This is a genomic window from Fulvivirga sedimenti (assembly GCF_020328055.1).
Genome location: NZ_JAIXNE010000001.1, coordinates 522802 through 535997, shown reverse-complemented (window position 1 = coordinate 535997; position 13196 = coordinate 522802). Strand labels below are relative to the sequence as shown.

The following is a 13196-nucleotide window of genomic DNA, read 5'->3' as shown; positions in this document are numbered from 1 at the left end:
CAACAGAAAATAATTACAACTCAAAATAAAATAACGACAACCATGAAAAATTTATTAATAGTACTTCTTTTTGCATCAACGGCAGTTTATTCACAAAGTAAAAGCGCTGCCGAATTCCAGGAAAAGTATAAGGATGATCGCGATGCAACCGTGGTAAGTATCAGCGGAAGCCTGTTTAACCTGTTTGCCAATATTGCTGAGGCTGCAGAAGAAGGGGATGAAGAAGCCCAGGCTATGGCGCGTATTGCCAAGAACATCAATTCCATGAAGATCATCTCGGTACCTGTTTATCGCTCGGGCCTTCAGCCTGATGCAATCCTGAAACTAAGAAAGGATCTTATCAGCGAGAAATACGATGAATTGATGCAGGTGCGTGACGGTCAGGATCACGTATACTTCCTTGCACAGGGCGACGAGAAAGAGGTGCGCAACATGTATGTCCTCATCCAGGAGGAGAATGATTTCACCATGCTGGAAATCGACGGGGTACTGAATATGTCGGACCTGGCCTACCTTGCCCGCAACCACGGCAATATCGACATCGATTAAAATTAATTCATTAAATTAAGGCAATCCCTCCCAGGAGGGATTGTTCTTGTTATACCGGAAATCATGAAAAGATTATTCCTTCTTGCTGTGGCATTCCTTGTTCAGATGCCCCTTTTGATGGCTCAGAGTGAGACCACAAACCAATTCCACGAAGATCATGAAGAGGCGATGGCACTTTTCTTCTATCGTAATTCGCTGCGGATGCTTAACATGAAGGACAACCCCCAGCTGGATGAACTGATCCGGGATATTGAGAAAATGAAGTTTCTCAGGATCTCAAAGTCGGAATCGGATTTTGACAAAAACCAGTATAAGGACCTGGTTGGGAAATATCATAATGAAGAGTTTGAGGACCTGATGACCATTCGTTCGGAGGGCTCCAACCTGAATGTATTCATTAAGGAGAAAGATAAGGTAACTAAAGGGCTGGTAATTCTTCTCGATAATGACGATGACTTTGCCATTCTTGACATAAAAGGCGCTGTACCGCTGGATCGCGTCGCTGAACTCATGAATTATGTGCGTTCAACAGAAGATCTGGATTTAAACTGGGATTAAAATCAAATAAGTTGACTGCTGTTCTTGAAATTAAAAACCTCACCAAACGTTACGGCCGGATCACGGCCGTGAATGATTTGTCGCTGACGGTTGAAAAAGGAAGTGTATTTGGCATACTGGGTCCCAATGGGAGCGGTAAGACCACCACATTGGGCATTATTCTGGATGTGATCAACCGTACCGGCGGCGAATACCTCTGGTTCGGCGAACAGGGGAATAACCAGGTTCGCAAAAAAATCGGTGCCATCCTGGAAACACCCATTTTCTACCCCTATCTATCCGCGATTAAGAACCTCGAGATTGTTGCCGACATTAAGGGGGCTCCCACTTCGAACATCGAGCCAGTGCTTAAAAAGGTTGAGTTATACGAGCGGCGGGATGATAAATACCGTACGTACAGCCTGGGTATGAAACAACGGCTATCTATTGCTTCGGCACTGTTGTGCGACCCGGAGGTGATGATACTCGATGAGCCTACAAACGGACTTGATCCACAGGGTATTGCGGAGATCCGTGAACTGATCAAGCAGATCGCCCTGGAAGGCAAAACAATCATCCTCGCAAGTCATTTGCTGGATGAGGTACAGAAAGTTTGCAGTCATTTCTGTGTATTGAAAAGAGGATCCCTGCTCTATTCAGGGATGGTAGAGGAAGTTAGTGCCGGCCTGGTTCAGGTGGAAGTAAAGTCGGACTCTCCGGAACTCGAAAAGGCGCTGGAAACCTACCAGGGTGCCTCAAAAACCGAACGCGATCTTCATGGCTATATGGTAACGCTCACCGAAGGACACGATGCCGGACATCTTAACGCCTATCTGCATCAGCAGGGTATTACGGCGAATCACCTGGTTACCCAGCGTAAGAGCCTCGAAAAACAATTCCTTGAACTTTTAGCCGAATCCGATCATGCTTAGACTGCTACGAATTGACCTGAGAAAACTGGCTAACTACAGACCATTCTGGGTTCTGACGCTCCTGTATGGGTTTTTGATTATCAGCATTCCCATTACAGTCATTGAATTTTTGAAATGGCTCAAGACCAAGGGTGCAGATTTCGACGGGTTTGACCCCATGCGTATTCCGATCCTGTACTTTCCGGATATCTGGCAGAATATAACCTATGTATATACGCTGCCCATCATGAAGATCTTCCTGGCGATTATTGTGATTATTTCGATATCGAATGAATACAGCTACAAGACTGTCAGGCAAAATATCATAGATGGGTTCAGCAGATGGGAATTCCTGGTATCCAAGTTATCCACTGTCGTTTTGCTGGCAATAGCGGGTTCGGCAGTGGTCTTCATTACCGGGTTGCTTACGGGGATGATTTACACGCCGGAAATTGAAATGAAATATGTACTGGACGGGATGGAGTTTGTGTTTGCCTATTTCCTTGACATGCTCCTGTACCTGGTACTGGCTTTTTTCCTGACTACATTTCTGAAGCGATCAGCGCTTACGGTTTTTATACTGCTGATCTGGCGCCCGATCGAATTCATCATTATTGCCAATATTCCGGATGAGGTGTCCTGGATCGGTGATCTGCTGCCCATGCAGGCGGCGGCCAACCTGATCGATGTGCCGTTTCCAAGGTACTGGTTCCAGGAAATTGCCGATTATATTCCTTATACGGCTCTCGTGATCGTACTAGGTTATATTTCGCTGTTTGTATTTCTGCTTTACCGGAATCTGAGGAAATCAGATTTATAACTAACTGTGATAGGCCCCTTCTGGCTCAATATGAATGAGCACGTCGGCGATCTCAGGAAATCTGGCCATCAGGTGATCTTTTAAGGCATGTGAAATGTCGTGTCCTTGCTTTACCGTTATGTTCGCATCAACAATCGCATGAAGATCGACATGATAGGTCATGCCTAATTTACGTACGTAGCATTTTTCCGTAGCCAGAACCCCTCGCACTTTAACCGATTCGTTGCGGATGTCATCCACAAAATCGTCATACTGATGTTCGTCCATAATCTCGCCGAGTGCAGGCCGGAAGATCAGATAGGCATTGTAAATTATGAAACCCGACGCAACCAGGGCCGCCCAGTCGTCGGCCGTTTCATACCCCTTGCCGAATATCAGCGCAATCGATATACCCGCAAAAGCCGTCAATGATGTAATCGCGTCACTGCGGTGATGCCATGCATCCGCAGTAAGGGCAGTACTTCCGGTCTCTCTCCCTTTTCGTGCCACAACGCGATACGATATTTCTTTGATAACGATGATGATCCCCAGCACGATCAGCGTATAAGGTTCCGGGGTTTTGTGGGGTGTTCTGATGTGCTGAATGCTTTCATGTGCGATGATCAGTGCTGAAACCACCAGGAAAAGAACGACGACGAAAGTGATCAGGGGTTCTGCCTTGCCATGGCCGTACGGGTGGTTTTTATCAGCTGGACGACTGGCATATTTAAGACCCAGCAGAACCAGCAGTGATGAAAAAATGTCTGTGGTAGATTCAATAGCATCGGCTATAAGGGCATAGGAGTTGCCGAAAAATCCTGTCAGGAATTTTATACCGGCAAGCAACGTATTTCCAACAATGCTGAAATAGGTGGTGCGTATGGCTTTTTGCTGATTTTCTGCCATGCGGCAAAGATACAGGAGTGTGTCAAGAGTTACTGATTCATGGAGGATATTTGTTTACCGGTACAAATAATTCAAACCATACGATTTAATTCTCGATGCAAACCCTTAAATTTCTCCAAAAAAAGGAACCCTATGAAAAAATATTTCTACTTCTTTCTGGCATTCATTTTAACATCTGCTGCCATGGCGCAGAATAAGAAACTCTACGAAAGGGTGAGTGCAGAAGCGGATCGTGTAGATCCTAAGGTGATTGAATGGCGACGTGATATTCACCAGAATGCAGAACTTTCCAACCGGGAATTCAGGACTGCTGAGAAAGTGGCTGAGCACCTGCGATCATTGGGAATTGAAGTTCAGACGGGAGTGGCCCATACGGGAGTTATTGGAATATTAAAAGGAGATAAGCCCGGGCCTACTGTAGCTTTGCGTGCAGATATGGATGGCTTGCCTGTGGTAGAGCGGGTTGATATTCCATTTAAATCTGTACAGAAAAGCGAATACGAAGGGCAGGAAGTGGGTGTAATGCACGCCTGCGGACATGATACCCATGTAGCCATTTTAATGGGAGTGGCAGAAATTCTCGCTGGAATGAAGAAGGATATTCCCGGAACGGTAAAATTCATTTTCCAGCCGGCAGAAGAAGGTGCACCGGCCGGCGAAGAAGGTGGAGCCGAACTGATGATCAAAGAAGGCGTGATGCAGGGAGTAAGTGCAATATTTGGTTTGCATATTAACTCGCAAACAGAAGTTGGTAAGCTAACCTACAAACCTGGCGGGGCAATGGCCAGTTCCAACCGGTATACGATTAAAGTTAAAGGCGAACAGGTTCATGGTGCCTATCCCTGGGAGGGTACAGATCCCATCGTTACCGCAGCCCAAATTATTAACGGCCTTCAGACCATTGTAAGCCGGAAAATGGAATTGGTGAATGAGGCAGCCGTGGTTTCTGTAGGTAGTATTCACGGGGGTGTAAGGAATAATATTATACCGGAGGAGGTGATGCTGGATGGCACTTTCCGTTCACTTGATGAGGACATGCGGCTTATAATTGAGGAGCAGATCAGGCTCAAAGCGACCAAGATCGCTGAAAGCATGGGAGCGACGGCTGAAGTAACCATTTATCCCGGAAACCCTGTGACCTACAACGATCCTGAATTGACGGCAAGGATGCTGCCTGCCCTGGAGTGGGCCGCAGGCAAAGAAAACGTTGAACTGAGAAAGGCTGTAACCGGAGCTGAAGACTTTGCCCTGTTTGCAAAGGAAGCTCCCGGGTTGTATTTCTGGCTGGGTGGAATGCCCGAAGGAGTTGCTGTTGAGGATGCCGCTCCGCACCACACACCTGATTTTTATGTGGACGATAGCCGACTGGAAGTTGGGGTGAAGGCGCTTTCAATGCTTGCGCTCAATTATTTGTACAGCGCAGATTAACCTACCACGTTTGAGTCAGGCCCTCATCCAGGGCCTTTGTGTAAGGAATCAAATCAAAAGCGTAGAGCTGGGGTGACTTATGTGCCACTCCGGTTCTGCGTTCATTCAATTTTTTCAGGATACCAAAACGTAATATCTTACGTGAAAAATTCCTTCGGTCGAGAGGCTTCCCAAGGATGGCCTCATAAAGGCGTTGCAATTCGGTCATGGTGAATTTCTTCGGAAGAAGGTTCAGGCCCACTGGTTGATTATTTAATCCCGATTGCAGAAACATCAACGCCTTATTAATAATCTCCCGGTGGTCCATAATCAGACCCGGAAGTTCATTCACGTTAAACCATGCACATTCCGAAGTAAATTCATCTGCCGAAATATCTGCATCCTGTTGCTTTACCAGGGCATAATATCCCGTTGTCAGGAACCGTGTATTCAGAAAACTAAACATATCATCGGTAAGCAGATCGTTCTGATTCATTTTTTCGAGTAAACTGCTGTTGTCCCTCGACGCTGATCCGAACAGGTGAAATTGAGTGAGAAATATATCCTTCAGCTTTGTTCGCTCTATCAGGACACGTTTGGCAGCTCCATCCACACCTTCATCATATTTGATGAAGCCACCCGGGAGGGACCAATCAGCCTGCCCCTTTATTTTAAGGAGGAGCACATTCAGGTTTTCATGATCAAAACCAAAAATCACACAGTCAACCGATAAGTTGGGTATGTACCCGGAATTTTCTAAACAGGATTTCACCAAATAAATATGCGTACCGGATAGCAATATTCCAAAATTAATAATACATTGCGTCCTATTGACACAGAGTGTTAATATACCATAACTTTGAGTAAATCAACCACATAATATCAGTATACCTTAAATTGTCGATTTACTGGCCGGCCATTGATTCTCTGACTTGATGGCCGGTTTTTGAAACCTTAACCAACAAAAAAAGGCCATCCATATGGATGGCCTTTTTTAATGTGCTCGCGGGGTTTTACGCCAACTGTGCATCCAGTTTCTGACTCAGAACTCCCTTAGGAACCGCGCCAATTTGTTTGTCTACAATCTCGCCATTTTTAAAAACGAGGAGGGTAGGGATGCTGCGAATGCCAAATTTTACAGATACGTTCGGATTTTCATCGACGTTCACTTTGCCGATTACTGCTCTGCCATCGTAATCATTGGCAAGTTCTTCTACAACCGGCCCGATCATTTTACATGGTCCGCACCATTCTGCCCAGAAGTCAACCAATACAGGCTTGTCGCTCTTTATGATTTCCTCGAAGTTGGCATCTGTTATTTCTAAAGGTTTCATTCTTTGATATTTTGTTACACACTGAGAACGCAAATATAAAAACTTTTGGTTCCTGCGGGACGCATTCATCCTATAATTAATATTGATGGTCTCATAGGTGACAACTATCGCTAAAGAATGACGCCAAAACTGATCGCATTGAGTGCTGGTCCGCGACCTTCGCTGAATATTTCATTCAGATCATAATTAAAAAAGAAATCCACTTCCCTGAATCCTGCCTGGAAACGCAGCCCGTATCTCCAGTTCTCCAGAAAAAAGTTATCGTGATCCTTGTCTTTGTTTTTGCCATCTGAATTCACCACGTATTTTACCTTGCTACCGATTCTATACCCTCCATACGCGCCCACTCCGACCCTGAATCCGCCGGAATTTGAGCCGAAGGCAAAATCACCATGATCCCAGTGTGAATGACCGTGCCGGTCACCAAACTGTAACATAGGCACCACGCTGAAGCCAAGATAGATGACTTCAAGTTTACTCTTTCGTGCCCCGGAGATATCTTCGCGGCTGAAGATCACTTCATTATCTGTTTTTGTTAAACGAACGGATGGATCCTGAAATTTGAAGGTATAGAAGCTCACATCCGGTCCCCAAAGGAGGTGGAATTTACCGCCGGTGTGGGTGTCGTTAATTGATTTCAAAGCAACATACCACGATCCCCAGGGTTTTACCTCGTAAGCGGCACCTCCCGGATTGCTGCCGTCTTCCAGCCAGTTATTTAACCCCAGGTCGATATCAAAATGATTGTGCGTTCCTCCGCGATGTTTGTATTCGTGTTTGTTTTCTTCCTGATCCTGCGCAAAGGCGACCTGACCTGACAGCACAAGCAGTAGAATGAAGTACATTGTAGTTTTCATAATATTGAGTTTTTGACGTTGTTATTTGTTATTTGATGTATTAAAAGATGATTCCAAAACTAAAAGCATTGAGCTCGGGTCCGTTGCCCTCCTGGAAAAGGTTATTCAGATCATAGTTGAAGAAAATATCTGTGTCACCAAATCCAAGCTGAACGCGCACACCGTAACGGAAATTTTCGAGGTAGAAGCTGTCATGATCCTTGCGTTTCTCTGTGCCATCCATACTGTATTTTACCTTGCTATAGCTTCCGATCCGATATCCTGCATAAGCGCCGGCACCCAGCCGGAATCCTGCCTGCGGTCCGTGATCCCATACCCTCCATCCGTCGCGGTACTTCTTCCTGCCGAAGTGAAAGACCGGTACAAGTGAGGCGTTGATATAGGCAACGGTGAGTTTACTTTTCTTAAAATTCGCATCCAGCATCTCAGGATTCTCGACAAAATCGACACCGTCAGCTTCGCGGATCACATACATGGCATCATTCTGGAATTTGAAATTATACCAGCTCAAATTGGCCCCAAATTGTAGCGAAACGCCGCGGCTGAGATAGGCTTCGTTCACCGAACCCAGTGCTACATACCAGGAACCCCATGGCCGTACAGTATATGGTGCATTTGATTCATCCGGGAAGCCGTCAGGTCCCAGGTAATTGTTGAACCCGAGATCAATGTTAAAATAATGGCGAAGTCCCCTGGGCTTCTCGTAGCTGAATTCAGTATTGGAAACTTCGGGTTCCTCCATTTCTGTTAGCGTATCCGCCGCTATGATCACCTGCTGCTGCGCCTCCGGGTCCAGTCGAAGCTGGAGGTCATCCACAATTTTATTCAGATCATACGTCTGCAGTTTTTCCAGATCCTTCTTATCGCGGATAATAAACAGAATACTGCTTTTTCCTACCTCGATCACTACGGTATCAACCTTCACAGTATCACTTTTCTCCAATGATGGAGCTGCAGGTATGGAAGGTGTTGCCGGCGTTGCTGGTGATGATTCTGTCGATTGCGCCTGCAAGCCTGCTGCCAGGACAAATATCAGCGCAGTGATTACGATCTTTTTCATGTTAATCGGTTTCATTTTTTTCTTTACCAAATGCAAGGAGATTATTTTTCAGATCCCGTAATTCCCCGAGGCCCGCTTCGGGTTCCTTTACTTTTTTCAGCACATTCCAGAATTTTTTAAGACCCTCTTCATCGGGATCCTGGGCTGCAGGTTCTGCACTGGCCATGACGGCCGTCGTCTTCTCTGCCGATTCGAAATCGTCGATATTGAAACTGAGTGTCTGACCCGTTACCGTGGTTTCTGAGGAGGCGGTCCCCGCGTTGTTCAATTCAGGTGTTTCCGTAGAAGCGATCAAAGGCTCTGATACTTCTACTGTCTGATCCGGAACTATTTCCTTTTTTGTAATTTTTTCTGGTGAATCAGTTTCTTCAATAAGCAAGGGCGCAGTATCAGCAGGCTTGTTGGATGATGCCTGGGTTTTCTGTCCGGATGGAACGTCTGCTTTTGATATTTCCCGTTGAACGGTTTCTTCGGTTTGTTCCGATGTTGTGTTCGCTGAATCCTCGCTGATAGCAGGAATTTCCACAGGTCTTGAGACCGGTGTGTTGACGGCAAGTGTTGGTTCAGGACTGTCCTGGCCCAGGTACCACATTACCGATCCTGCAGCCATCAGTAAAAGGATCGTAGCTGCTATACGGAAGAAGAAGCCGCCTCGTTTCCTTTGGGGAAGGGCCTCACTTATCTGATCCCAGGCCCGTGGTGAAGGATCCTTTTTAATATCCTCCAGCTTGCTCCTGAATAATTTATCTAAATCCTGATCACTCATAACTATTTTAATTTTTTTTCCAGCAGCTCCTCACTTTTCAACAGATGACGTTGCAATAATGCGCGCGCCCTGCTCAATTGCGATTTGCTGGTATTCTCACTGATCTTCAATTGGTCAGCTATTTCCTTGTGGGAGTAGCCTTCAATCGCATAGAGGTTGAATACGGTTCGGTAGCCAGTCGGTAGCTGATCGATCAGTGCCAGCAGATCTTCTGCCTGCAAGTGATGATCAAGCTGGGAATAATCCGGTTCACGCTGTGCATATTCGATGTCAACCTCCAGGTACATATTCTTATTCTTTCTTATAAAGGACAATGATTCGTTCACCATGATCCTGCGAACCCATCCTTCAAAACTTCCTTCAAATTTGAATTGTGCCAGGTTTTTGAAAACCTTGATGAAACCTGTGATCATCACATCTTCCGCCTGGTCTGCATCGTTAATATACCGACGGCAAACCCCCAGCATTTTAGAAGCATACTGATCATACAGCATACGCTGTGATGCCGGATCATTTTCCCGGCATTTCATGATGAGTTTTTCTTCTGAAGACTGGTAAATCTTTAGTTTCATAATGGTGCTTCAGGGGGAAGATGCAATATAGCATGGGTAGGTTGCACGGGCACCAAAACTTTTTATGAAATCTTCAAATCAACCCGGATAGGGCCTAGTAAGCGGCGCTATAGTTGATTTCGATACGGAGTTCTGTTGTGTCGCGTTTTTCAATCAGCACAGGATTCAGAGTTCCGTTGCCGTCAAAAACGCCAGCAAACATGCCTTCTTCCTCACGGGTAAGAACGCTGTAGGTGCCTTCAGGCAGGTGAATGATGAAGGTGCCGTCGGTATCCGACAAAACGGTAGCGACGGGATTTCCTGGAACCTGTGTATACAATCCATTCGGATTCATTTCGCAATCGCTCCGAAGAGTGGGCGGGTAGATGAGCACAACCCGTTGGACCCCGTTTCCGGAGGACGGTTTTTTATCGGGTCCGGGCATCTGGTTGCCCGTTATCCATACAAGCTGTCCGGCAAGAATACCGTCATTTTTTGATTGGGGCGGATGGCAGGCCGACATAAAAAAAATCAGGGCTATGTAAATTGCGATTTTCATAGCCCTAATTTAATGTATTTCAAATGTTTGATGACCTAATCTTCGGTGATTATTTGGGCATTTCCCTGAACATCTACCTGACTGGTCATATTTTTATCAAGATATACCCTGCCGTTTGACAGTATTTCACCTTTTGATTTTCCACGGGCCCGTATTGTGGCTGTGTTGACGGTATATTCAAATGCATTCAGTTCTGAAAATCCCTGGATGTCCGCATCAAGATCCCTGCCGGAGCCATGCAGCTCTGCTGTAGCATTGTCTTCCAGTTCGATCTCTACTTCCTGAACATCGATATCGGCAATCAGTGAACTGTTGTCTTCCATCACAATTCGGAAGAAGTTTTGCTGAAGATCCGTAACAATGGCACGGGATGATCCGGCCAGAATGATGCTTTCCAGGTCGGGGACTGTAATGGTGAATGCCAGCGATTCGTTTGTTTCACCAACTTCCAGGCGAAGTCTCACATTATCCTGATCCATTTTCGTTTCATTCCAGGCCTCGTCACTTCCCTCGTTGATGAGGATTTTAAACTCATCTCCGCGCATGATATTTACCACAGCAGGACCGCTTACTTCCAGCTCCCGGAAAGGGGATACGGGCTGGATGATGCTGAAGCCTTCTGAGCTACTGTCGCCCTCATCCATTGTCGGCTCGGGTTCAGGCTCCGGCTCCGGACAGGTAAGACATACGAGTCCTTTTTCTTCATCCATGGTCCAAACCATCTGGTTAAGTTCCGAACGGTTATAATTATAGGAGTAGAGGCTGTTTCGAAGAATATACCGCAGGGAATTATCCATCATGAAACGAGCGCCATAGGGAACATACACATTTGTGAATACCCGCTGTCCGCGGAATATGGCCTCTTCATCGAATTTTATATTGGAATCAAATGTGAATACCGAATCCTCCGCATTGATTCCGTAAGAAATCATCCTGGCATTTTCTTCTGCGAGCTTGCGCGTGCTGCCCTGAGAGCGGTATGTTGTGGTTATGCGGTAGAGGCTGTCATTACTTCCGACGATTCGCAATCCTGCACCGTCGTAGTCATCCAGTCCTACTTCATTGATTTTGAACACAGCGGTCTTATCGCCCAGCCTGTATTCGTTTACAACCTCATAGGATCCTTCTTCCTTGAACTGGTAAATGATCGCAGGAATATTAATGCTCAGGAATATCGAACTGATCACGAACAGGGCAAGTAACGTCCATCCGGTAGTGGCATTGAAGATTATCTTCTTGGCAATGACCGATATACCGAGCAGGATAACGAACACACTTGGAATGATCACAGCGATGCCGACAGCGATCACGGTAAGTACGGGGAAGCTGTTGCTGATCACATCCAGTGGAATGCCGAGATCATTTATCCGAAGGACCTCTGAACCCCAGCGGCCATCCTGAAGGAGTCCAAAAACAACGGATGTTGAAACGATGAATGAGAAGGTGAGTACAACTCCGAGGAAAACCATGAATATACCAATGATCACACGAATGGCATCCACCAGGAACATCAGTATGGGACCGAGTACCTTACCGATACCGTTAATGACGGTGGCAATCAGTCGGAATGGGAAAAGCAGGATTTTGGTGATGGTATCTTCCTCCTTCTTCTCATCGATATTCAAATTTTTTTTTACACTTGATTCGATGTTGGAAAGGGTTACAGGATCGCCTTTCATCCTTACTTTATCGGAGATCGTCCGTGCCTCAGGCAGGACGATCCACAATACGATATAAGCCAGGATACCTGTGCCGCCGGCAATAGTGAAGATCACAAAGAGCAGCCGGATGATGATGGTATCCACCCCGAAATAGGAAGCGATTCCGGATGAAACTCCACCCAGGACTCGATTTTCCGGATCCCGGTACATCTTCTTATAACTTTTCTGTTCGGGCAGATCGTATTTGCCGGGTACAACGATCCAGAGGACGATGTAGACAAGGATACCGACGCCATACCCGAGTACGAGAATAAGCATGAGAAGCCGAATCCATACGGGATCAATGTTGAAATAATAAGCAAGTCCGGAACAAACACCTCCTACGATCTTGCCTTTTTCGTCGCGATATAAACGCCTCGTTTCTGTTTCGTAGGTTCCTGATGATGAGGATGAAGAAGATGACGACGCGCTGCTATCGACGGGTTCATCCTGTTCCATGGCCTGAAAGTCACTTACATTACCCATGGTGGATATCAGAGAGGAGACATCTTCCGCGGTAATGACCTGTTTCTCTTCAGAGAGCTTGGCAAGAAAGATTTCTGCAATCCGGCTTTCAATGTCGGCGATGATTTCATCGCTGTCATCGAAGTTTGAAAAATACCGGTTGATACTCTGAAGATAATCGCGTAATTGTTCATAGGCATCTTCTTCGATGTGAAAGATGATACCACTTATATTTATGCTGATGTTCTTTTTCATTTTGATTGAGATTTTGATCTGTTGTTGTTTGGAAACCCTTTAATCGTTAACCGTTGCATTTGATGTTCCAGTTATTTGCTGCGTGGAACCTACAAGCTCATTCCAGGTGGAATCAAGACTTCTCAGGAATTCCGCTCCTTTTTCGGTTAATGTATAGTACTTGCGTGGCGGACCGGCATTCGATTCCACCCATTTGTACTCGACTAACCCTGCCTTCCGTAAACGGGTGAGCAGGGGATACAGGGTACCTTCAACGACCATGATCTTGGCGGATGTAAGTTCCTCCAGCATGTCTGAGGCGTAGACTTCGCCCCTCGAGATAATGTGCAGTATGCAGTATTCCAAAATACCTTTGCGCATCTGCACTTGTGTATTCTCCAGATTCATATTTTCATTGTTTTAAGTTTTTGACCTATACAAGTATACGTAAAAGGTACTATGTATGGCCAAGTACTAAGTAAAAAAAATTAGCTTGTATTGTATTTTATTCGAAAGATTATATTATAAATTGTAATAGTTATATAAAATCAATGAATTGAG

15 protein-coding genes are annotated in these 13196 nt (G+C 45.8%); 5 read left to right on the top strand and 10 right to left on the bottom strand.

Annotation, left to right across the window (positions count from 1 at the left end; all coding sequences use genetic code 11):
* Nucleotides 1-42: 42 nt before the first annotated feature.
* The 4 genes from LDX50_RS02390 to LDX50_RS02375 all read left to right on the top strand — a co-directional run bounded on the left by LDX50_RS02390 (nt 43) and on the right by LDX50_RS02375 (nt 2817).
* Entirely contained in the window at nt 43-549 is a 507-nt protein-coding gene (locus tag LDX50_RS02390) for a DUF4252 domain-containing protein (RefSeq protein ID WP_225696804.1), read from the top strand.
* A 63-nt stretch (nt 550-612) separates the two neighbouring features.
* Nucleotides 613-1107 carry a DUF4252 domain-containing protein gene (locus tag LDX50_RS02385; RefSeq protein WP_225696803.1) on the top strand — a complete coding sequence of 165 codons (495 nt, stop codon included), beginning with the start codon at nt 613-615 and terminating at the stop codon, nt 1105-1107.
* A gap of 11 nt (nt 1108-1118) precedes the next feature.
* Nucleotides 1119-2018 (top strand): ABC transporter ATP-binding protein, encoded by a 900-nt coding sequence (locus LDX50_RS02380; protein ID WP_225696802.1) that lies wholly within the window; start codon nt 1119-1121, stop codon nt 2016-2018.
* Nucleotides 2011-2817 (top strand): hypothetical protein, encoded by an 807-nt coding sequence (locus LDX50_RS02375; protein WP_225696801.1) that lies wholly within the window; start codon nt 2011-2013, stop codon nt 2815-2817. The genes LDX50_RS02380 and LDX50_RS02375 overlap by 8 nt, the downstream gene beginning before the upstream one ends.
* Here LDX50_RS02375 and LDX50_RS02370 read toward each other — a convergent pair whose 3' ends face one another.
* Nucleotides 2818-3702, bottom strand: coding sequence for a cation diffusion facilitator family transporter (locus tag LDX50_RS02370; protein WP_225696800.1), 885 nt, complete (start codon nt 3700-3702; stop codon nt 2818-2820).
* A gap of 132 nt (nt 3703-3834) precedes the next feature.
* Between LDX50_RS02370 and LDX50_RS02365 the strand changes: the two genes are divergently transcribed.
* Nucleotides 3835-5130: an amidohydrolase gene (locus tag LDX50_RS02365; RefSeq protein ID WP_225696799.1), complete on the top strand. Its 1296-nt coding sequence runs from the start codon at nt 3835-3837 to the stop codon at nt 5128-5130.
* A 1-nt stretch (nt 5131) separates the two neighbouring features.
* Here LDX50_RS02365 and LDX50_RS02360 read toward each other — a convergent pair whose 3' ends face one another.
* The 9 genes from LDX50_RS02360 to LDX50_RS02320 form a co-directional block, all read right to left on the bottom strand.
* Nucleotides 5132-5881 (bottom strand): NUDIX hydrolase, encoded by a 750-nt coding sequence (locus LDX50_RS02360; protein WP_225696798.1) that lies wholly within the window; start codon nt 5879-5881, stop codon nt 5132-5134.
* Between the two features lie 241 nt (nt 5882-6122).
* A complete protein-coding gene (trxA, locus tag LDX50_RS02355; RefSeq protein WP_225696797.1) occupies nt 6123-6443 on the bottom strand; it encodes a thioredoxin in 321 nt (106 codons plus the stop codon).
* Between the two features lie 110 nt (nt 6444-6553).
* Nucleotides 6554-7300: a hypothetical protein gene (locus tag LDX50_RS02350; RefSeq protein WP_225696796.1), complete on the bottom strand. Its 747-nt coding sequence runs from the start codon at nt 7298-7300 to the stop codon at nt 6554-6556.
* A gap of 40 nt (nt 7301-7340) precedes the next feature.
* Nucleotides 7341-8360, bottom strand: coding sequence for a hypothetical protein (locus LDX50_RS02345; RefSeq protein WP_225696795.1), 1020 nt, complete (start codon nt 8358-8360; stop codon nt 7341-7343).
* A 1-nt stretch (nt 8361) separates the two neighbouring features.
* Nucleotides 8362-9126, bottom strand: coding sequence for a hypothetical protein (locus tag LDX50_RS02340; protein WP_225696794.1), 765 nt, complete (start codon nt 9124-9126; stop codon nt 8362-8364).
* 2 nt (nt 9127-9128) lie between these two features.
* Nucleotides 9129-9698, bottom strand: coding sequence for an RNA polymerase sigma factor (locus tag LDX50_RS02335; RefSeq protein ID WP_225696793.1), 570 nt, complete (start codon nt 9696-9698; stop codon nt 9129-9131).
* A 94-nt stretch (nt 9699-9792) separates the two neighbouring features.
* A complete protein-coding gene (locus tag LDX50_RS02330; RefSeq protein WP_225696792.1) occupies nt 9793-10236 on the bottom strand; it encodes a carboxypeptidase regulatory-like domain-containing protein in 444 nt (147 codons plus the stop codon).
* Nucleotides 10237-10271: 35 nt separating this feature from the next.
* Complete coding sequence (locus LDX50_RS02325) at nt 10272-12656, bottom strand: PspC domain-containing protein (RefSeq protein ID WP_225696791.1); 2385 nt, start codon at nt 12654-12656, stop codon at nt 10272-10274.
* Nucleotides 12657-12695: 39 nt separating this feature from the next.
* Nucleotides 12696-13043: a PadR family transcriptional regulator gene (locus LDX50_RS02320; RefSeq protein WP_225696790.1), complete on the bottom strand. Its 348-nt coding sequence runs from the start codon at nt 13041-13043 to the stop codon at nt 12696-12698.
* Nucleotides 13044-13196 lie beyond the last annotated feature (153 nt).

Bases quoted from the DNA above. Each gene is read 5' to 3' on its own strand.
- LDX50_RS02390 (WP_225696804.1), top strand. From the start codon at position 43: ATGAAAAATTTATTAATAGTACTTCTTTTTGCATCAACGGCAGTTTAT.
- LDX50_RS02385 (WP_225696803.1), top strand. From the start codon at position 613: ATGAAAAGATTATTCCTTCTTGCTGTGGCATTCCTTGTTCAGATGCCC.
- LDX50_RS02375 (WP_225696801.1), top strand. From the start codon at position 2,011: ATGCTTAGACTGCTACGAATTGACCTGAGAAAACTGGCTAACTACAGA.
- LDX50_RS02370 (WP_225696800.1), bottom strand. From the start codon at position 3,702: ATGGCAGAAAATCAGCAAAAAGCCATACGCACCACCTATTTCAGCATT.
- LDX50_RS02365 (WP_225696799.1), top strand. From the start codon at position 3,835: ATGAAAAAATATTTCTACTTCTTTCTGGCATTCATTTTAACATCTGCT.
- trxA (WP_225696797.1), bottom strand. From the start codon at position 6,443: ATGAAACCTTTAGAAATAACAGATGCCAACTTCGAGGAAATCATAAAG.
- LDX50_RS02350 (WP_225696796.1), bottom strand. From the start codon at position 7,300: ATGAAAACTACAATGTACTTCATTCTACTGCTTGTGCTGTCAGGTCAG.
- LDX50_RS02345 (WP_225696795.1), bottom strand. From the start codon at position 8,360: ATGAAAAAGATCGTAATCACTGCGCTGATATTTGTCCTGGCAGCAGGC.
- LDX50_RS02340 (WP_225696794.1), bottom strand. From the start codon at position 9,126: ATGAGTGATCAGGATTTAGATAAATTATTCAGGAGCAAGCTGGAGGAT.
- LDX50_RS02335 (WP_225696793.1), bottom strand. From the start codon at position 9,698: ATGAAACTAAAGATTTACCAGTCTTCAGAAGAAAAACTCATCATGAAA.
- LDX50_RS02330 (WP_225696792.1), bottom strand. From the start codon at position 10,236: ATGAAAATCGCAATTTACATAGCCCTGATTTTTTTTATGTCGGCCTGC.
- LDX50_RS02325 (WP_225696791.1), bottom strand. From the start codon at position 12,656: ATGAAAAAGAACATCAGCATAAATATAAGTGGTATCATCTTTCACATC.
- LDX50_RS02320 (WP_225696790.1), bottom strand. From the start codon at position 13,043: ATGAATCTGGAGAATACACAAGTGCAGATGCGCAAAGGTATTTTGGAA.